23 protein-coding genes are annotated in these 17,584 nt (G+C 36.9%); 3 read left to right on the forward strand and 20 right to left on the reverse strand.

The features are described from left to right. Window positions 1–2 precede the first annotated feature (2 nt). The 9 genes from dxs to accB all read right to left on the reverse strand — a co-directional run bounded on the left by dxs (window position 3) and on the right by accB (window position 8,588). Window positions 3–1,895, reverse strand: coding sequence for a 1-deoxy-D-xylulose-5-phosphate synthase (gene dxs, locus MKX31_RS18865; protein WP_064474829.1), 1,893 nt, complete (start codon window positions 1,893–1,895; stop codon window positions 3–5). Between the two features lie 302 nt (window positions 1,896–2,197). Further along, the gene (ispA, locus tag MKX31_RS18870) at window positions 2,198–3,088 is read right to left on the reverse strand and encodes a (2E,6E)-farnesyl diphosphate synthase (RefSeq protein WP_064474828.1); all 891 of its coding nucleotides are present in this window, start codon (window positions 3,086–3,088) and stop codon (window positions 2,198–2,200) included. Continuing rightward, window positions 3,088–3,318, reverse strand: a complete 231-nt coding sequence (xseB, locus tag MKX31_RS18875; RefSeq protein WP_000428423.1) for an exodeoxyribonuclease VII small subunit — start codon at window positions 3,316–3,318, stop codon at window positions 3,088–3,090. Before xseB ends, ispA begins: the two co-directional genes overlap by 1 nt. Then, complete coding sequence (xseA, locus tag MKX31_RS18880) at window positions 3,308–4,666, reverse strand: exodeoxyribonuclease VII large subunit (RefSeq protein WP_000415269.1); 1,359 nt, start codon at window positions 4,664–4,666, stop codon at window positions 3,308–3,310. Before xseA ends, xseB begins: the two co-directional genes overlap by 11 nt. Before the next feature lie 26 nt (window positions 4,667–4,692). Continuing rightward, window positions 4,693–5,553: a bifunctional methylenetetrahydrofolate dehydrogenase/methenyltetrahydrofolate cyclohydrolase FolD gene (folD, locus tag MKX31_RS18885; protein WP_064474827.1), complete on the reverse strand. Its 861-nt coding sequence runs from the start codon at window positions 5,551–5,553 to the stop codon at window positions 4,693–4,695. A gap of 23 nt (window positions 5,554–5,576) precedes the next feature. Continuing rightward, on the reverse strand, window positions 5,577–5,969 hold the full coding sequence (gene nusB / locus MKX31_RS18890; RefSeq protein WP_000830249.1) for a N utilization substance protein NusB: 393 nt from the start codon (window positions 5,967–5,969) through the stop codon (window positions 5,577–5,579). A gap of 346 nt (window positions 5,970–6,315) precedes the next feature. Beyond that, on the reverse strand, window positions 6,316–6,708 hold the full coding sequence (locus MKX31_RS18895) for an Asp23/Gls24 family envelope stress response protein (protein WP_000807630.1): 393 nt from the start codon (window positions 6,706–6,708) through the stop codon (window positions 6,316–6,318). Window positions 6,709–6,730: 22 nt separating this feature from the next. Then, window positions 6,731–8,083 (reverse strand): acetyl-CoA carboxylase biotin carboxylase subunit, encoded by a 1,353-nt coding sequence (gene accC, locus MKX31_RS18900; RefSeq protein ID WP_000592872.1) that lies wholly within the window; start codon window positions 8,081–8,083, stop codon window positions 6,731–6,733. Between the two features lie 16 nt (window positions 8,084–8,099). After that, window positions 8,100–8,588: an acetyl-CoA carboxylase biotin carboxyl carrier protein gene (gene accB / locus MKX31_RS18905; RefSeq protein WP_000472874.1), complete on the reverse strand. Its 489-nt coding sequence runs from the start codon at window positions 8,586–8,588 to the stop codon at window positions 8,100–8,102. A 469-nt stretch (window positions 8,589–9,057) separates the two neighbouring features. On the opposite strand from accB, the gene MKX31_RS18910 reads away from it, so the two are divergent. After that, window positions 9,058–9,252 (forward strand): hypothetical protein, encoded by a 195-nt coding sequence (locus tag MKX31_RS18910; protein WP_046957516.1) that lies wholly within the window; start codon window positions 9,058–9,060, stop codon window positions 9,250–9,252. A gap of 85 nt (window positions 9,253–9,337) precedes the next feature. Here the strand turns inward: MKX31_RS18910 and MKX31_RS18915 are convergent, their stop codons facing one another. Genes MKX31_RS18915 through MKX31_RS18955 form a run of 9 tightly spaced genes read right to left on the reverse strand, consistent with a single transcriptional unit; the run spans window position 9,338 to window position 14,847 of the window. Then, window positions 9,338–9,982 (reverse strand): SpoIIIAH-like family protein, encoded by a 645-nt coding sequence (locus tag MKX31_RS18915; RefSeq protein WP_000914706.1) that lies wholly within the window; start codon window positions 9,980–9,982, stop codon window positions 9,338–9,340. 15 nt (window positions 9,983–9,997) lie between these two features. Beyond that, window positions 9,998–10,660 carry a stage III sporulation protein AG gene (spoIIIAG, locus tag MKX31_RS18920; protein WP_000368870.1) on the reverse strand — a complete coding sequence of 221 codons (663 nt, stop codon included), beginning with the start codon at window positions 10,658–10,660 and terminating at the stop codon, window positions 9,998–10,000. Beyond that, window positions 10,650–11,282, reverse strand: coding sequence for a stage III sporulation protein AF (gene spoIIIAF, locus MKX31_RS18925; RefSeq protein ID WP_001161039.1), 633 nt, complete (start codon window positions 11,280–11,282; stop codon window positions 10,650–10,652). Before spoIIIAF ends, spoIIIAG begins: the two co-directional genes overlap by 11 nt. Window positions 11,283–11,294: 12 nt before the next feature. Then, window positions 11,295–12,467, reverse strand: a complete 1,173-nt coding sequence (gene spoIIIAE / locus MKX31_RS18930; protein ID WP_000943696.1) for a stage III sporulation protein AE — start codon at window positions 12,465–12,467, stop codon at window positions 11,295–11,297. Window positions 12,468–12,477: 10 nt separating this feature from the next. Then, entirely contained in the window at window positions 12,478–12,861 is a 384-nt protein-coding gene (gene spoIIIAD, locus MKX31_RS18935; protein ID WP_077393170.1) for a stage III sporulation protein AD, read from the reverse strand. Between the two features lie 23 nt (window positions 12,862–12,884). Continuing rightward, window positions 12,885–13,088, reverse strand: coding sequence for a stage III sporulation protein AC (gene spoIIIAC / locus MKX31_RS18940; protein ID WP_000020914.1), 204 nt, complete (start codon window positions 13,086–13,088; stop codon window positions 12,885–12,887). 14 nt (window positions 13,089–13,102) lie between these two features. Beyond that, complete coding sequence (spoIIIAB, locus tag MKX31_RS18945; protein WP_000238694.1) at window positions 13,103–13,618, reverse strand: stage III sporulation protein SpoIIIAB; 516 nt, start codon at window positions 13,616–13,618, stop codon at window positions 13,103–13,105. Next, window positions 13,612–14,538, reverse strand: a complete 927-nt coding sequence (gene spoIIIAA / locus MKX31_RS18950) for a stage III sporulation protein AA (RefSeq protein WP_064474826.1) — start codon at window positions 14,536–14,538, stop codon at window positions 13,612–13,614. The genes spoIIIAB and spoIIIAA overlap by 7 nt, the downstream gene beginning before the upstream one ends. 27 nt (window positions 14,539–14,565) lie before the next feature. Further along, window positions 14,566–14,847 (reverse strand): YqhV family protein, encoded by a 282-nt coding sequence (locus tag MKX31_RS18955; RefSeq protein WP_000816054.1) that lies wholly within the window; start codon window positions 14,845–14,847, stop codon window positions 14,566–14,568. Window positions 14,848–15,024: 177 nt separating this feature from the next. On the opposite strand from MKX31_RS18955, the gene MKX31_RS18960 reads away from it, so the two are divergent. Together MKX31_RS18960 and MKX31_RS18965 are read left to right on the forward strand one after the other, a co-directional pair. After that, window positions 15,025–15,603, forward strand: a complete 579-nt coding sequence (locus MKX31_RS18960) for a GNAT family N-acetyltransferase (RefSeq protein ID WP_088048127.1) — start codon at window positions 15,025–15,027, stop codon at window positions 15,601–15,603. Beyond that, window positions 15,584–15,904 (forward strand): hypothetical protein, encoded by a 321-nt coding sequence (locus MKX31_RS18965; protein ID WP_064474824.1) that lies wholly within the window; start codon window positions 15,584–15,586, stop codon window positions 15,902–15,904. The genes MKX31_RS18960 and MKX31_RS18965 overlap by 20 nt, the downstream gene beginning before the upstream one ends. Window positions 15,905–15,939: 35 nt before the next feature. On the opposite strand, the gene efp is transcribed toward MKX31_RS18965, so the two are convergent. Then, window positions 15,940–16,497, reverse strand: a complete 558-nt coding sequence (gene efp / locus MKX31_RS18970; protein ID WP_000626521.1) for an elongation factor P — start codon at window positions 16,495–16,497, stop codon at window positions 15,940–15,942. Between the two features lie 21 nt (window positions 16,498–16,518). Continuing rightward, the gene (gene pepQ, locus MKX31_RS18975) at window positions 16,519–17,580 is read right to left on the reverse strand and encodes a Xaa-Pro dipeptidase (RefSeq protein ID WP_064474823.1); all 1,062 of its coding nucleotides are present in this window, start codon (window positions 17,578–17,580) and stop codon (window positions 16,519–16,521) included. Window positions 17,581–17,584 lie beyond the last annotated feature (4 nt).

Below are 17,584 nucleotides of genomic sequence, written 5' to 3' on the forward strand. Positions count from 1 at the left end.
TGTTACGCCCTTTTTTGTTTTGATGGAATCATTGTATGAATACGGTCTACAACAGCATCTGTCGTTAAACCGATTTCTTCTAATAATTTTGTTACACTACCGTGCTCTATGAAACGATCTGGAATACCCATTCGTTCAATTAACGCACTATGGTACCCGTTCTCAGACGCAAATTCAACTACTCCCGTTCCAAAACCACCAATTAAGCAAGCTTCTTCAATCGTTAAAATCGGTATATTTTTCCCTAAGAGATCATGTAAATATGCTTCATCCATCGGTTTAATAAAGCGAGCGTTCACTACTTTCACTGAAACTCCAGCCTTTTCAAGACGCTCAGCTGCTTCCATTGCCATTGGTATTGTCGTACCAAATGTTAAAATAGCCGCTTGTTTACCTTCTTTTAACGTTTCCCATGAACCGATTGGAATCGCCTTTAATTCTTCATCCATAGGAACACCAAGTCCATTACCACGCGCATAACGTAATGCGATTGGTCCATCTTCATATTGCATCGCCGTATATACTAAATGTTGCCCTTCATTTTCATCTTTCGGCATCATAATTACCATATTCGGCAAGTGGCGTAAGAATGAGATGTCAAATACACCTTGATGCGTTTCACCATCTGCTCCTACTAATCCAGAGCGATCGATTCCGATGAAGACATTTAAATTTTGGCGGCATATATCATGAACAACTTGGTCATATGCTCTTTGTAAAAATGTTGAATAAATCGCTAAGAATGGCTTCATTCCTTGCGTTGCCATACCCGCTGCCATTGTTGTAGCATGTTGTTCTGCAATACCTACATCAATCATACGATCCGGGAATTCTTTTTGGAATTTCTCAAGTTTCGATCCAACAGGCATTGCAGGTGTAATTGCAACGATACGCTCATCCGTTCTTGCTAGCTTAAGTACTGTATCACTAACAACAGCACTCCATGCTGGTGCAACCTCTTTCGGTTTAACGAAGTCACCTGATTCAATTTTATAAGGTCCTGTTCCATGCCAAGTTCCAATAACATCACTCTCAGCTGGTTTATAACCTTTTCCTTTTTTCGTAATAACATGAACAAGCACTGGGCCTTTTGTTTTCTTTGCGTATTGCAACGTTTCGAATAACTTTTCATAATCGTGCCCATCAACTGGACCTAAATATGTAAAGCCTAATTCTTCGAAAAAGACACCGGATACTAGTAGATATTTAAGACTATCTTTTATTTTCTCTGCTGTCGCAGCAACTTTCCCACCGACTGCTGGGATTTTCTTTAATATATACTCTAGTTCATCTTTTACCCAATGGTATTTCCCTGCGGTACGTAGACGTCCAAGTACATTATGAAGCGCACCAACGTTTGGTGCAATTGACATTTCATTATCATTCAAAATAACAATCATGTCTGTTTTTTCATGTCCAATATGGTTCAATGCCTCTAAAGCCATTCCGCCTGTTAGAGCACCATCTCCAATGATTGGTATAACATATTCTTTCGTTTTCTTTAAATCACGTGCTAGAGCCATTCCCATTGCAGCAGATAATGATGTCGAGCTATGGCCAGTTTCCCATACATCGTGCTCACTCTCGCAACGTTTTGGGAAACCACATAGACCTTGATATTGCCTTAATGTACCGAATTCCTTTGCACGTCCTGTTAAAATTTTATGTACATAGGATTGATGTCCTACGTCCCATAAAAATTTATCTTTCGGACTATCAAATAATTTATGCAGAGCAATTGTGAGTTCTACTACACCTAAATTAGGTGCAATATGTCCACCTGTTTGAGAGAGCTCTTCAATTAAAAACTTACGAATATCCTCACTCAATCCCTCTAGTTCACCGATAGACATATCTTTCAAAAAACTAGGGTTTTGAATTTGCGTTAGATCCACATGGATCACTCACTTTCATTTCATAATCTGTCAACATGTCAAATATTATAAAAAACATTTACACAAAACAAGAAATTATCTTTTTTTATTTTTCACCTTGTCCTGCAATTAACCAGTCTATTGCGCCCTAATCCCATTATAAACCATATTTCTTTAGGCGATGAAAAAAATAGCCGCTAACACGAAGTGATAACGGCAATGTAATCTACATATATTTTTGCCAATAACAAGAAAAGAAAAACCTTTTCCTACATTTATATCATAAAATGATGAATGACTCAACAAATGGAAACGCTGTTATATTAGTTATTACGTTTTGCAATCAAATCGCAAATAGATAGTAAATATTCATCTTGTAATTGCAAGGAACCAATAGCACCTTTTGCTTTTGCAATTGTTTCTTCTAAAATATCCTTTGCTCTATCTACAGTAAATAACGTCGTATATGTGCTCTTTTCGTTGGAAACATCACTACCAATTGGTTTTCCAATCTCTTCTTCGGTTCCTTCCACATCTAAAATATCATCTCGAATTTGGAAAGCTAGGCCGATATATTTTGCAAACGCAAGTAACTTTTCTTCTTGTTCTTCTGTGGCATCAGAAAGTATCGATCCTGCAAGCACAGCGAATTCAAGTAGTTTCCCAGTCTTATGCTTATGAATATACTCCAACTCATCCATCGTAAGCTGTTTCCCTTCAGCTTCCATATCTGCCACCTGTCCGCCAACCATTCCTTCTGGTCCTGCCGCTTTTGCAAGCTCAAGTACAAGTCTTACTTTTTTTTCAGCAGAGATTTCCTTTTGTTCATATGCCATAATAATTTGAAAAGCATACGTCAACAAACCATCGCCTGCTAAAACTGCCATCGCTTCACCAAATACTTTATGATTTGTGGGCTTACCTCTTCTTAAATCATCATCATCCATACAAGGTAAATCATCATGAACTAACGAGTATGTATGTATCATTTCAAGAGCACAAGCTGCACCTATTCCAAGATTTCTTTCTTTACCAAACGCTTGTAATGTCGCAAATAAAAGTAACGGGCGGAGACGCTTTCCACCTGCCTCCAAAGAATATGCCATCGCTTCACGAAGTACATTTGGACATTGTAATTCATTTGCATAGCTTACAAGCTTCTCTTCTACGAAAGTTTTACTTTCTTTCAAAAAAGTATCAAAAGCAATAGTCACTATGCTTCATCTCCTAAAGCAGTAAACGGTTCAAGCTCTCCATCTTCCCCAAGAATAACTGCCATTTGTTCTTGTACGTTCTTCAACTTCTCATCACAAAGCTTAGATAATTCCATACCCTCTTTAAAATAAGAAATTGCTTCTTCTAAAGGTACGTCACCTTGCTCTAGCTTAGAAACGAGGTGCTCAAGTTGCGAAATTGCCTCTTCAAAGCTTAATTTATTTTCCATTATTCAATTCACGCTCCTCTATGCCTGATACGCTACAATCTAGTATTCCATCTTGTAATTGAACTGAAACAGCATCTCCAAGGCTGACATCTTTCACACTTTTTAACACTTGCTTCTCTTCATCATATACAAGCCCGTACCCTCTCATCATTACTTTAAGCGGACTTAACGCTTCAAGTTTTTGAGCAGCTCTTACAAAAGCAAATTCTTTCGTCTGAAGTAATGTTTGCATTTCACGTTGCAATTGCTTTTGCAATGTTTCAACCGCTACCTTCGTTTGCATAATTTTTTGAGCTGGGTGGTGCTTCTCTAAATAAAATGAAAGCTGTTTTAACTGATTTACCTTTTTATCAATATAGCGCTCTTTCGCTAAAACAAGCTGTTCTAACGCTCTATCTAATTGCTCTTCTTTTTGCTCATATACTTGTCTTGGATAACGGAACGCATAAGATTTTTGCAATACTTGTAGTTTTTCTTCTTTTTTATGTACTAACTCTCTCATTGCTCTTTGCAATCTTAGAGTTCTTTGTAATACCTTTTCTTGTAACTCTATAATGTTAGGCGCTGCCAGCTCAGCTGCTGCAGTCGGTGTTGGCGCACGTAAATCGGCAACAAAATCCGCAATTGTAAAGTCCGTTTCATGGCCTACTGCCGAAATAATAGGGATCTCACTCTTAAAGATTGCCCTTGCTACCATTTCTTCATTGAAAGCCCATAACTCTTCAATAGAGCCTCCCCCTCGCCCAACGATTAGGACATCTATCTCTCCCATTTCATTCGCTGTACGAATCGCTTGTACAATTGAGGGAGCTGCTGACTCCCCCTGTACAAGTACCGGAAACACAATAACATTTCCAATTGGATAACGACGTTTAATCGTTGTTATAACATCACGAATCGCTGCCCCTGTTGGCGACGTAATCACACCTATTGTTTTAGCATAAGGAGGAATTGTTTTTTTATAAACTTGAGAAAACAAACCTTCTTCCTCTAAACGAACCTTTAATTGTTCGTAAGCTAAATGCAGGTTTCCGACTCCGTCAGGCTGCATGTCTTGAATATAAATTTGATAAGAACCACTCGCCTCGTAAACGGAAATTTTCCCTTTCACAAGTACCTTCATCCCATTTTCAGGTCTGAATTTAATATTACGATTATGACCCGCAAACATAACCGCTGCGATTCTTGCATTTTCATCTTTCAATGTAAAGTACATGTGGCCACGACTATGATTTTTAAAGTTGGAAATTTCACCTTTTAACCAAACAGACTGCAAATGCGGATCATATTCTATTTTTGTTTTTATATAGCGTGTTAACGCTGTAACGGTTAAATATTGTTTTTCCATTTCTCTCTCCTCATAGCCGACTCAAATTATTTACAAACGACACCTACACGCTTAGCAGATTCAACAGTATTATGAAGAAGCATTGTGATCGTCATTGGACCAACACCCCTTGGCACAGGTGTAATGTAACCTGCAACATCTAACACGTTGTCAAAATCAACATCACCACAAAGTTTACCTGTTTCTAAACGGTTCACACCAACGTCGATTACAACCGCTCCTTCTTTAATATAATCAGCTGTTACCATTTTAGGTCGTCCAACAGCTACGATTAAAATATCAGCTAACTTCGTTAACTCTTTCATATTTTGCGTTTTAGAATGACAATATGTGACAGTTGCATTTTCATTTAAGAACAATTGCCCCACTGGCTTGCCGACAATATTACTTCTTCCAATTACTACAACATGTTTTCCCGAGATATCAAGATTTGTTTCTTTTACTAATTCTACAATACCGTGCGGTGTACATGGAAGGAATGTATCTTGTCCCGTCATCATACGTCCCACGCTGATTGGGTGAAATCCATCTACATCTTTTTCTGGTGAAATTCTTTCAATGATAGCTTTTTCTTCAATATGTTTTGGTAAAGGTAATTGCACTAAAATGCCATTAATACGGTCATCGCCATTTAAGCGATCGATTTCAGCAAGCAAACGCTCCTCAGTAATTGTTTCAGGAAGTTCAATTAGCTCTGAATAGATTCCTACTTGTTCACAGCCCTTTTCTTTTCCTTTTACATAAGAACGAGATGCTGGATCTTCTCCAACTAGAATAACTGCTAATCCTGGTACAATCCCTTGCTCTTTCAACTTCACAACTTCTTCTGTTAATTGTGCTCGTTTTTTCTCCGCAACTTCATTTCCTTTGATGATTACTGCTACCATTTTAAGATTCCCCCTTAAAGAAATTACAGTGTATCTTTTATATTAGATAAAACGCCGTTAATAAAACGACGAGATTCCTCATCCCCAAATGTTTTAGCAATTTCAATCGCTTCGTTAATTGTTACGTTGTGTGGAATTTCTTCCATGTATTTCATTTCATACACAGCTACACGTAAAATACTGCGATCAACAATACTAATACGCTCCAGCTTCCATTTTTTTAAGTTTTGACGAATCGCTTCATCAATTACTTCTTTATTTTCTACAAAACCTACTACAAGTGATTCTAGAAACTCATTTGTTTCTTCACCTTCATCTAGCGTGTTTTCCACCGCTACTTTCGGTTCTAATTCACCTGTAATATCCATTTGGTATAATGCTTGCATAGCTCTTTCTCTAGCCGTCCTACGTTTCATTGTAACTCTCCTTTATGCTTCAAGTCTTTCCTTATGCTTTGTTATATTATTATAATTTATAAGCCGTCAATTCACTTACTCTTACAGTTTTCATTGATTTTCCAACCTTATAATACAATGATAATAACACAATTTATCGTTTCACACACGGGTTACAAGGCTGAAAAATAATAAAAAGATTAACTTCAAGTTCCATATCTTATCACAATGTACGTTTTTTGGAAAAACGAAACATCTTCTTTTTGATTTCTTATTTTTTGAAATAGTATAATAATTAGAGGGTTTTAATTTGTGAAGAAATGAAACGATAAAAAAGGTGCCTATGTTACTAGGCACCTTTTCATTCTTACACTGGTTCGATTTCTGTTTTTTGTGTTTCGAATGTTACGCCAACGATGTGAACATTCACTTCTTTTGGCTCAAGCCCTGTCATTGTAAAGAGTGCCTGACGAATGTTGTCTTGAATCTTTTGTGCAACAACTGGAATTGCTACGCCAAAATACATTACAACATAAAGGTCAACGATAATATCTTCGTTTGCTAATTCAACCTTTACACCTTTACCATGATTTTTCTTACCTAACTTCTCAACAACATCTGTAGCAAAATTACCACGCATTGCCGCTACACCTTCTACTTCAGCAGCTGCAATACCTGCGATTACTTCAATTACTTCTGGTGCAATTTCTACTTTACCAAGAGTTGTATCTTGACCCATATCTAACATATGTTCAGCCATGAAAAAAACCTCCTTTAATGTATCACTGCGTCACAAGTTCATGCTCTTCCAAAAATTTCGTATTAAACTCACCTTTTACAAAATCAGGATGATCTAGCAATTGCAAATGGAACGGGATTGTTGTATGTACGCCTTCAATGACAAACTCACTGAGTGCACGCTTCATTTTTGCAATTGCCTCTTCACGTGTTTTTCCGTGAACAATTAATTTAGCAACCATCGAATCATAGAAAGGTGGGATTGAATATCCCGGATATACAGCTGAATCGACGCGAATACCAAATCCGCCTGGTGGCAAGTACATTTCTACTTTACCTGGAGATGGCATAAATTTTTTGGCAGGGTTTTCCGCATTAATTCGGCATTCAATTGCCCAACCATTAAATTGTACTTCTTCTTGCTGTAACGATAACTTTTCTCCAGAAGCAACACGAATTTGTTCTTTAATTAAATCCATCCCTGTTACCATTTCTGTAACTGGATGCTCAACTTGAATTCTCGTATTCATCTCCATGAAATAAAAGCTTTTCGTTCTATATTCATAAATAAACTCAACCGTACCAGCACCTGTATAATCAACCGCTACCGCCGCTTTAACTGCCGCATCACCCATCTGCTTACGAACATTTTCATCAAGTGCAGGTGATGGACTTTCTTCTAGTAGTTTTTGCAAGCGGCGCTGAATTGTACAATCACGCTCTCCTAAATGAATGGCATTTCCATGTGTATCTGCCATTATTTGAATCTCAACATGGCGGAAATCTTCAACGTACTTTTCTAAGTATACACCAGGGTTCCCAAAAGCGGTACTAGCTTCTTGCTGTGTAATTTGAATTCCTTTTACAAGCTCTTCTTCATGGCGTGCAACACGAATACCTTTTCCGCCGCCACCTGCAGTCGCTTTAATAATAACTGGATATCCAATTTGATTAGCAAGCTCGATCGCTTCTTCGGTATTTTTAATAATCCCTTGTGAACCTGGTACAATCGGAACCCCTGCTTCTTTCATTGTATCACGAGCAACGTCTTTTGTGCCCATCTTTGAAATAGCTTCTGGACTTGGACCGATAAAAATTAAGTTACATTCACGGCATAGCTCTGCAAAATCTGCATTCTCTGCTAAAAATCCGTATCCTGGATGAATAGCGTCGCAGCCTGTTAACTTCGCAACACTAATAATATTCGTCAAATTTAAATAGCTTTCTTTCGAAATCGTTGGCCCTACACAATACGCCTCATCAGCAATTTGTACGTGAAGTGACTCTTTATCTGCTTCTGAATAAATTGCGACCGTTTCAATATCCATTTCTTTACAAGCACGAATAATTCGTACAGCAATTTCCCCACGATTGGCTATTAATACTTTTTTTATCATCACAAAGACTCCCTTATTACGCTTTTACAAGAAATAGCGGTTGTCCATACTCAACAAGCTGTCCATTATTAACAAGAATCTCAACAATTTCACCATCTACATCTGCATCGATTTCGTTAAATAACTTCATAGCCTCGACAATGCATACGATAGAATCTTTTGATACTCTGTCTCCTACACTTACATATGCAGGTGTATCAGGCGAAGATGAAGAATAGAATGTACCTACCATTGGTGATGTAATTTTATGTAGGTTTTCATTTTGAACCGCTTTTTTCTCTTCTTGTTTTGGTACTTCCACTTGTGCTGCCGCTACTGTTGTTTCAACTTCAACAGGTGCTACTGGTTGTACGACTTGTTTTGCTACAGGTGCTTGCACCGCAACAACTTCATTACCACGCTTTTTCATTTTGATTGTCGTACCATCTTTTTTGTATTCAAATTCATCAATATTAGAGCTATCAATTAATTTAATTAATTCACGAACTTCTTGAATTTTAAACATGTAAAATCCACTCCCATACTCTTGTTTGTCCCGTTTTTACAGATTCTCGTCACTAAAACTAGATTGACTGTAAAAATACGATGTACTCTATTAGAAAATGCATTTCATTTACTAATAGAAATAGTTGCTATTTCCATCTTACGATAAATTTTTTAAACATTCCAATTTATATTTCTTTATAATAAATCGAAACTCCTGTAAAAATATTATTCCAATAAAAAATTATTACCTAGTAATAATACCAAGTTTCACACGAAATTGGCAAGACCACTTCTAAAAAACATTCCTTACTTTTTTCACAATGCTACACAATAAACAGATCATTACCGCTCCACTCTTCACCTCATCTATAGTCAACAACATATTTTTACCAAATATTATTTTTTTGTTTACACACCGTTCATCATTCCTTCATATAAGAATAGTATGTTCAAAGTGTAGAAAATATATCGTATCGAGGTGTGGACATATGATATGGCTCATTCTCTTCTTACCTGCCGTAATGGTCTGGGCATTCGTTCTCTTCATCCACGTCAAATCCGGAAAAAGTAATCATCGTTACCATGAACCGCTAATCTTTTACTCACAACGTATTTCTCCATTCCGAGTTGAACATAATAAAAACAACTACAAAGACGAAACAGAAAAAAGCTATCGAAAATGATAGCTTTTTTCTATAATTATTTTCAAACAATCCGATTCGTAAAAACTAATAATCCGCAGGGGATTCCCCCGCGGATTATTAGTTTTTATTTTGTCGGTGGATCAAATTTCACACCTACATCTTTTGATCCGCCTTCACTTCTTACAAGCTGTATAATTTTATTCGCTTCTTTTTGTGAATGCTTTGCTGCTTTCACAGTTACTCTAATATCAGTTCCATCAGCTCTTACAAGGGCATCTTTATATCCTCCTTGAGACTTAATCACTGTCTCAAGTAATTCTTGCTTCGTTTCCATTGTAGTAATTGCATCAAAATTATCTTTCGCTTTACTCTTTTCTGTTGCTGAAGATTTTGCTGAATTCATAACTTCTTGTAATCTTGATTTTTGTTCACTTAGCTGATCTTCCATTTGCATACGTAGTGCTGTGAAATTTTCATCACTTGATTGAACTGTTACGTTAGCATCTTTTTTACTTGTTTCTTTGTTAGCACTCTCTTTTTTGTCTGTTTCTTTATTTGATGTTTCCTTGCTTGTATTTTCTTTTTTTGGCGTTTCTTTAGGTGCTTCATTTGTTACTGCTTTATCAGTACCTTGTTTTTCTTGTCCAATCTTTTCACCTGTTGCCGGCGATGCTGTATTCATTTTGTCAGGAGTTGTTACGTAATAAACAGATAGTACAACAACTAAACTTAACATCGTTAATAGCCAAACCGTTTGTTTTTTTAACACTTTATTTCCTCCCTATCAATTTTTCGGTGAAACTGAAACGCGATGGGCTGGTACATCTAGCAGCCGTATGACAGCTTCTTTTACCATCGCTTTAACTTGTATATTATCCACTCCTTTTGCTACGACAAGAACACCTCGTACTTTCGGTTTCTCTGTTCGTAAAACAACAGGAGTTTCTTTATCACCTTCACGTATAATGACTGTCTTTTCATCAAGGGACTCATCTTCTACTTCCCTCTTACCACCTGTCTTATCTGTTTCACCTGTTGTTTGTGAACGTTTCACTGTATTTTTCTCTAATATTTTTTCTTCTGATGAATCTAAATTTACTTTAATCGTTACATTTTTTACTCCCGCTATTTCTTCTAAGGCTGCTTTTAATTCTTGTTCATACGCTTTTTCATACTTTTCTACATTTGACATACTATCATTATTTTTTTGTCCAAAAGTTGGTACGTCTTTTTCTTGGTTTTGCGTTTTTTGTTCTTTAAATACAGGTACTTCTTCTTTTTTACTTGAAAAAAGACTACTAGAAAACATAAGCAAAATCCCAAGTATGAGTAGGACAAGTAAAAACTTAGGTGTTATCTTTTTTCCCTTCTCATTGCTTTCTTTTTCATCCCCATTCAATAAGTTTCGAAAAAATGAGAACTTCGAATTTTTATCTTTATTGTCCATTTACTCTACCTGTCCTCCCTTCCATTTGAACTTGGATTTGTTTATTCTCTAGTTGCCACCTGCTTGAAAAGAAATCTTTCATTTCTACATTCGTTTCTTCTACTTTTTTCGGAGGTTCCTTCGTGTTAATTTCAACTGGTTTTACTGTTTCGATTGCATCATTTTTACTACGTTCTTTTTCTTTCAACGTCACAACAACAGTTTGAATATCTTTTGCTGACTTTACTTCCGCTGTACTTTCCGCTGCGACTATTTGTATTTCAGAGACTGTCATACCATACTTTTTCTCGAATTCTTTTCCTACTTCTTTTTTCATTTTGGTAGCCATCTCTTCTAAACTATATGCACGTGTTAGAGCTTGTATTTCTTTTTTCTTCGAATCTATTGAATTTTTTACAGATCCTTCTGCTACGTACTTCTCTTCATTAAAATTTGCGATTACTTCATTCACATCTGTTTGCAGTAGTTTAAAAAGGGGCGTTAAGATTAAAACAACTAATAATAGACTTACAACGAATTTAACGTACTTTTGCAAATTTGAATTTGGAAGAATAAGATGAAGCATTGTCGCTAAGAGTAAAAAAACGATAATATTTCTAATCCACTCTGTAACAAATTGCATACCCTTCACCTCCTACCGCATCATAAGTGTAATGTTCCCCGCAGCAATAATAATTGTGATACTTAAAAAGAACATAAATGATACGATAGCTAAGCAAGCAAATACATAAATGATGCTTCGTCCGATAATATCTAAACATTGAATAATTGCTCCGCTGCCAACTGGCTGTAATACTGCTGCTGCGAATTTATAAATAAACGCGATACAAAAAATTTGAATCGCTGGAAAAGCGACAATTAAACATAGAATGACGAGTCCAATAATTCCGACTGTGTTTTTTAATAATCCCGATGCACTAATAACAGTATCCGCCGCCTCTGTAAACATTCTTCCTACTACGGGAATAAAGTTCCCTGTTACAAATTTAGCAGTTTTCACAGCGATTCCATCAGCAACAGCTGTCGCTGTTCCTTGTACAGATAATACCCCTAAAAAAATCGTTAAAAAAATACCGATAATCCCAACGCTAACGTTTTGCAGAAGCTTGGACAATTTCGTAACTTTATATTGATCACTCATCGTACTTACAATACTTAATATCGTTGCAAGTAATAAAAGTGGTAGAACGATATAATTCATCAAAAGCCCGCTCGTGTTCATTAAGAAGATGATAATCGGATGAAAAAACGATACAGATACAACACCACCTCCAGTTGCTATGAGTGCAAGCAAGATTGGCAATAGCGCTAATATGAAATCTACCATTGTTTGTATCGTTTCTCTTGCATATGTCATGACGACATAAAAACTATTTAAAGCGAAAATAATAAGTACCATATATACAACTGCATCCGCAATTTTACTTACACTACTCTTTGAAAATGCAGATTGCAGTGATTGCAACAATGCACTAAAAATTGTAAGCATAATGAGCGTTCCCAGCAGCTTCCCATTTGCAACAAGCTCGTGAAATAAATACTTTAATAAACCTAGCATCCACTCTTTTATAGAAATTTCTTTTTCTCCCTTTACAAACTCCATAAAACTACCTTTTTGACTCTCTGGTAAATAACCTCCATATTTTGTAACAAGCCCGTCCCAAAATTGCTTCACATCTTCAATTCCGAGCTTATCCAATTGTTGATCAACGACGTTTGTTTCTACAGGAGAAGCTTGTACAACAACCGGTAAAGAAAAGAAAAGGAAGCAAGCAAATAGCAGCTTAGCTCCAAACCCCCTCAACATTCACTCCCCCTTATCCCGTCGGTAAAAATCCGAGAATAGTTTCAATGACAACCGTCAAAATAGGAATCGCCATTACTAAAATTAAGATTTTTCCAGCTAATTCAATTTTTGAAGCGATTGCACCCTGCCCTGCATCTTTTGTAATTTGTGCTCCAAACTCAGCAATATAAGCAATCCCAATAATTTTTAGCAGCGTTTCTACATATACGTTGCTAACTTTCGCTTCACTCGCTACTCTCTCAATCATTTGTAAAATAGAGTGAATTTGATCAATTAAAATAAGAAACATCACGCTACCTACGAACACAATAAATAACGACGTAATGCTAGATTTATGCTGATTTAATACAGCCGCTAAAAACGTAGCAACGAGGCCTAATCCGACAATTTGTATAATTTCGATTCGAACCGCCTCCTTTACTGGAAGAGAAAGACACTCTTAATCTTGTCGAATAGCGTATTAATTAAAAATGCCACATGAAATAAAATAACGACAAAACCGACAAGGATAACCCAATTTGCAATATCCTCTCGCTTTAATTCTTTTAGTACGGTATGAATAAAAGCTAAAACAATGCCGATTCCGGCGATTTGAAATATTAATCCAACATCAATGGACATCGCCTTTCTCCCTCCTATAGCAGTAAAATTACGATAAGTAGCCCCGCTAGTACCCCTAAGCTCTTGATCATTTTTTCGTATTGCAGTTGTAATGCTTTCGCTTCTTCTTCTTCTCTCTCTAAATGTGTAATGCATAAGCGAATATGTTTTTGTTGTGATTCACGATCATGCTGTCCGAGCGTTTCGCCAAATTGCTGCAAAATCTCGTACTCAGTTTGTTGAAATGCTGTTAGCTTCCAATTTTCTTTCAAACTATCTATCCAAGCTTCTCTTACTGTTTGGTCTCCACTTTCTAGCCTTCTAGCGAAACTTTGAAATATCCAATTTAACGGCTTCGGCATTTGTTTCACTAATCGCTCAGCGGCTTCAGATAAAGGTGTATGCCCATACATAATTTCTGCCTCTAATGATTGAAGTGCCGCTTTTAATAATCTAAGTTGCCTTGGTCTCTCACTGTATCTTTTAGCGTATGAAAACCCGAAAAAGGTGCTGACCGCAACGATTAACACTGCACCAAATATTTTTACCATACGCCCTCAGCCTTTCTATGAGGTAATACCGATTTTCCATATTTATCTTTTACTTGCATAACTGTTCCTGGCCCTCTTGCTTTTGATAGCTCCACAAACCTATCAAATATGCCGAGCTCCAGCACCGCTTTTAGTGATGGACGTTTCACAACATCATCATAAGAAAATCCATGTGCACTTATAAAAAGCTGAACCCCTGCATGCACGGCCTCCATAATTGCTTCACTATCTTCTTTACGTCCGATTTCATCTACAATCAAAACATCTGGACTCATAGAACGAATCATCATCATCATTCCTTCAGCTTTTGGACATGCGTCTAACACATCTACTCGCGCTCCAAAGTCATATTGCGGGATGCCTTTCACGCAACCTGCAATTTCTGACCGCTCATCAACAATCCCGACTTTACAAGAAGGTATTTTCGAAGCACTTACACCTTGACTCATACAACGTGCTACATCTCTTAAAAGTGTTGTTTTCCCCGTTTGCGGTGGGCCAATTACCATCGTGTTTAACCATCTTGACTCATACAAATACGGCAAAAGTGGTTCAGCAATTCCTATTTTTTGACGAGCGATACGAATATTAAAGGAAGAGACATCTCGAATCATTTTCACTGCGCTTTTTTCTGTAATGACTTTTCCAGCTAAGCCGATTCTATGTCCTCCTCGAAGTGTCACATACCCACGTTTTAATTCCTCTTCCATCGTATAAATTGAGAATTGACTTAACTTATTCAATAAGTAAATGGCATCCTCTGCTGTAACGATATAGTCATAAAAAAACACTTCGCCATGAGCAATACATTCTAGCGGTCTTCCAATTCGAACACGAATTTCCTCTAGAGCATTGTATTGCTTACACCTTTCCACTAGCTGCTTCATCGTTTTCGGTAAAACTTCTAATACTTCTTTCATCAGCTTCTCCCCACTATACTCGACTTACTATTTCAACAACGCGATAAAAATGCAGCCAATTCCAAGCGCTAGAAAAAAGAGTTTCAAGAAAGAAATCTCACTTGCCACACTCGCTATGCCTATTGTCATTGTTAAAATTAATACGGTCGGTCCAACAAACGCCAACATACCATTTATAAACAATGCTTTTTTCGCATCATTCACATAAAGCATAAGCAAAGCGGCGAATATTTCCGCGCTACCCGAAAACAACCGAAGTAACCCCATTACAAGCACGGATGTTTCCATTGCCGCTAGCCATTGTTTCATTCTCCCACCTTCTCCCATAACGGTTACTAGTGCTACATTCCAAAAAAGAATATATTTGTACAACCATATGCAGGGGTTGTCTATTTCAGAATTAAAAACACAACTTTTCTCTAACGATTTTATTAAATCTTAATATTAATTTTTTATGGTATATTTAATTTAAAAGGGGTATAGACGATGCAACACGTTACTTTAGTACCACTCGATTTACGCTATGCAAATGTGATTTTTAAGCTATCAAGTGATCCACACGTAAAAAATGCATTAGGAATAACAGTAGAAAAGATCGAAGACACGAAAGCATTTCTTCTTTTCGCAATAGAAGAAGAGCGCCAAAAGAGATCTTTATCGAGAATGATTGTAAATGAAGAAAACGAAATAATTGGTCTCACCACACTTAAACATATTAATTTTGAGAAGAAACAATCTCATATTGGTAGTTGGCTCGGCTATCAATACTGGGGAAAAGGATATAATGAGGCTGCTAAAAAAGAAATCTTTAAAATTGCTTTTTTGGACTTACAACTTTCCTACGTATTTGCTGGCGCTAAAACGAATAATGTCCGCTCGTTAAAAGCACAAGAAAAACTGCCTTATATTTCATTGCATGTGGAAGATAGATTCCCTGGTGAACATTCTACCTTAGAGAATGAAGTAAAATCTTCTTGTGTACTACATGTCGTGTCACGTGAAAAATTTCTAAATTGGCTAGACCTACAAAAGGAGAAGGAAAAATATGAAGGTAGTAAAAATTAGTTTAACAGTCGTAGTAGAATTAGCTCTTATTTATCTTTTTTCAATAATAGTCGGTTGGTCATTTATGGAGACCTTTTTCCTTGGTAGCTTAGCGATATTTGCAATTACATGGCTAATTATTATGAGTAATCATAGAAACAACATTACGGATCACGCAATAAGTAAAACATTAACTGGTGTTGAGACTGGCGAAATAAAACCATTTCAAATCGTTTTCACTCCATATATGGCGGGTACTCTTTCACTTGTTTTAGTTAGTTTTATTATCACCGCTATTTACTACCTACCCTATTTCCTATAAAAAAAGCACTCGTGATCATCACGAGTGCTTTTCTACTATGCACGAGAAACGTATTTACCTTCACCAGTGTTGATGATAAGCATTTCGCCTTCGTTAATGAAAATTGGTACTTGTACAACAAGACCAGTTTCTAATGTAGCTGGTTTTGTTACGTTAGAAGCTGTATCACCTTTAATACCAGGCTCTGTTTCTGACACTTTTAATTCAACTGTGTTCGGAAGTTCAACACCAAGTACTTCATCTTGGTATGTCATAATAGATACTTCCATGTTTTCTTTTAGGAATTTAAGTTCGCGCTCGATTTGGTTTTCACCAAGTTCGATTTGCTCGTAAGTTCCGTTATCCATAAATACGTGAGACTCACCGCTCGCGTATAAGTATTGCATACGACGGTTTTCGATGTGTGCTTTTTCTACTTTTTCACCTGCACGGAATGTTTTCTCTTGAACAGATCCTGTGCGAAGGTTACGTAGTTTAGAGCGAACGAATGCAGCACCTTTACCTGGCTTTACGTGTTGGAAATCCATTACTTGCCAAAGGGCATTGTCCACTGAAATTGTTAAACCTGTACGAAAATCGTTTACTGAAATCATGTAAAAAAATCCTCCTGTATATTACAAAATAATAAGTTCTTTTGGTGATTTCGTAATTACTTCATTACCTTCACTTGTTACAATGATATCATCTTCAATACGTACGCCGCCAATACCTGGAATATAAATACCTGGTTCTACTGTTACAGCCATTCCTGGTTCAAGTACTGTATCAGAACGGAACGCTAAACCTGGTGCTTCATGGATTTCAAGACCAATTCCATGACCAGTAGAGTGTCCGAAGTATTCACCATATCCTTTTTCAGTTATGTAATCGCGCGTTAACGCATCCGCTTCACGGCCTGTTAAACCAGCTTTAATACCGTTCACACCACGTAGTTGTGCTTCTAAAACGATATTATAAATTTCTTTTAATTTATCAGATGGTTCACCAACTGCAATCGTACGAGTAATATCAGAGCAATATCCTTTATAATAAGCGCCGAAGTCTAATGTAACGAAATCTCCTGTTTCTATCACTTTTTCAGATGCCACGCCGTGCGGTAATGCCGAACGAAGACCTGAAGCAACGATAATATCAAACGAAGAAGATGTTGCTCCTTGTTTTCTCATGAAAAATTCAAGTTCATTTGACACTTCAATTTCAGATACTCCCGGGCGAATGAATGATAGAATATGTTCAAAGGCAGCATCTGCAATCTGTGCAGCTTCCTTTAATATCTTAATCTCTGAATCAGTCTTTATCAAGCGTAACTTTTCTACAAGCCCAGAAGTTGGGATAAATTCAGCATCGATCGCTTCTTTATGTGTTGAATAAGAACTATATGTAAGAGTATCTTGCTCAAAGCCAAGCTTTTGAATTCCCAGTTCCTTCACTTGCTTTGCAACTTCATCAATGATTAATCCTGCATGCTGTACAATCTCGTATCCAACCGCTTGTTTACTAGCCTGCTCTACATAGCGGAAATCTGTAATAAATTGAGCACGTTTTTTCGAAATCAGTACAACACCAGCTGTTCCTGTGAAGTTTGCCATATATCTACGACTATGTTCATTTGTTAACAAAATACCGTCAATACCAGCCTCATCAAATGCGCTTCTTACTCTTTCGATTTTCTCCATTACT

It is taken from the genome of Bacillus sp. FSL M8-0063 (genome assembly GCF_038005545.1).
GTDB lineage: Bacteria > Bacillota > Bacilli > Bacillales > Bacillaceae_G > Bacillus_A > Bacillus_A wiedmannii.

Coding starts and splice junctions, on each gene's coding strand:
- spoIIIAF (WP_001161039.1), bottom strand. CDS start 11,282: ATGCAATTTGTTACAGAGTGGATTAGAAATATTATCGTTTTTTTACTC.
- accB (WP_000472874.1), bottom strand. CDS start 8,588: ATGTTTAAAATTCAAGAAGTTCGTGAATTAATTAAATTAATTGATAGC.
- pepQ (WP_064474823.1), bottom strand. CDS start 17,580: ATGGAGAAAATCGAAAGAGTAAGAAGCGCATTTGATGAGGCTGGTATT.
- spoIIIAG (WP_000368870.1), bottom strand. CDS start 10,660: ATGGACAATAAAGATAAAAATTCGAAGTTCTCATTTTTTCGAAACTTA.
- accC (WP_000592872.1), bottom strand. CDS start 8,083: ATGATAAAAAAAGTATTAATAGCCAATCGTGGGGAAATTGCTGTACGA.
- xseA (WP_000415269.1), bottom strand. CDS start 4,666: ATGGAAAAACAATATTTAACCGTTACAGCGTTAACACGCTATATAAAA.
- spoIIIAB (WP_000238694.1), bottom strand. CDS start 13,618: ATGGTAAAAATATTTGGTGCAGTGTTAATCGTTGCGGTCAGCACCTTT.
- MKX31_RS18960 (WP_088048127.1), top strand. CDS start 15,025: ATGCAACACGTTACTTTAGTACCACTCGATTTACGCTATGCAAATGTG.
- folD (WP_064474827.1), bottom strand. CDS start 5,553: ATGGTAGCAGTAATCATCAAAGGAAATGAAGTTGCGGAGAAAAAACGA.
- spoIIIAA (WP_064474826.1), bottom strand. CDS start 14,538: ATGAAAGAAGTATTAGAAGTTTTACCGAAAACGATGAAGCAGCTAGTG.
- MKX31_RS18895 (WP_000807630.1), bottom strand. CDS start 6,708: ATGGCTGAACATATGTTAGATATGGGTCAAGATACAACTCTTGGTAAA.
- xseB (WP_000428423.1), bottom strand. CDS start 3,318: ATGGAAAATAAATTAAGCTTTGAAGAGGCAATTTCGCAACTTGAGCAC.
- spoIIIAE (WP_000943696.1), bottom strand. CDS start 12,467: ATGTTGAGGGGGTTTGGAGCTAAGCTGCTATTTGCTTGCTTCCTTTTC.
- MKX31_RS18910 (WP_046957516.1), top strand. CDS start 9,058: ATGATATGGCTCATTCTCTTCTTACCTGCCGTAATGGTCTGGGCATTC.
- spoIIIAC (WP_000020914.1), bottom strand. CDS start 13,088: ATGTCCATTGATGTTGGATTAATATTTCAAATCGCCGGAATCGGCATT.
- nusB (WP_000830249.1), bottom strand. CDS start 5,969: ATGAAACGTAGGACGGCTAGAGAAAGAGCTATGCAAGCATTATACCAA.
- MKX31_RS18955 (WP_000816054.1), bottom strand. CDS start 14,847: ATGAAACAATGGCTAGCGGCAATGGAAACATCCGTGCTTGTAATGGGG.
- efp (WP_000626521.1), bottom strand. CDS start 16,497: ATGATTTCAGTAAACGATTTTCGTACAGGTTTAACAATTTCAGTGGAC.
- MKX31_RS18965 (WP_064474824.1), top strand. CDS start 15,584: ATGAAGGTAGTAAAAATTAGTTTAACAGTCGTAGTAGAATTAGCTCTT.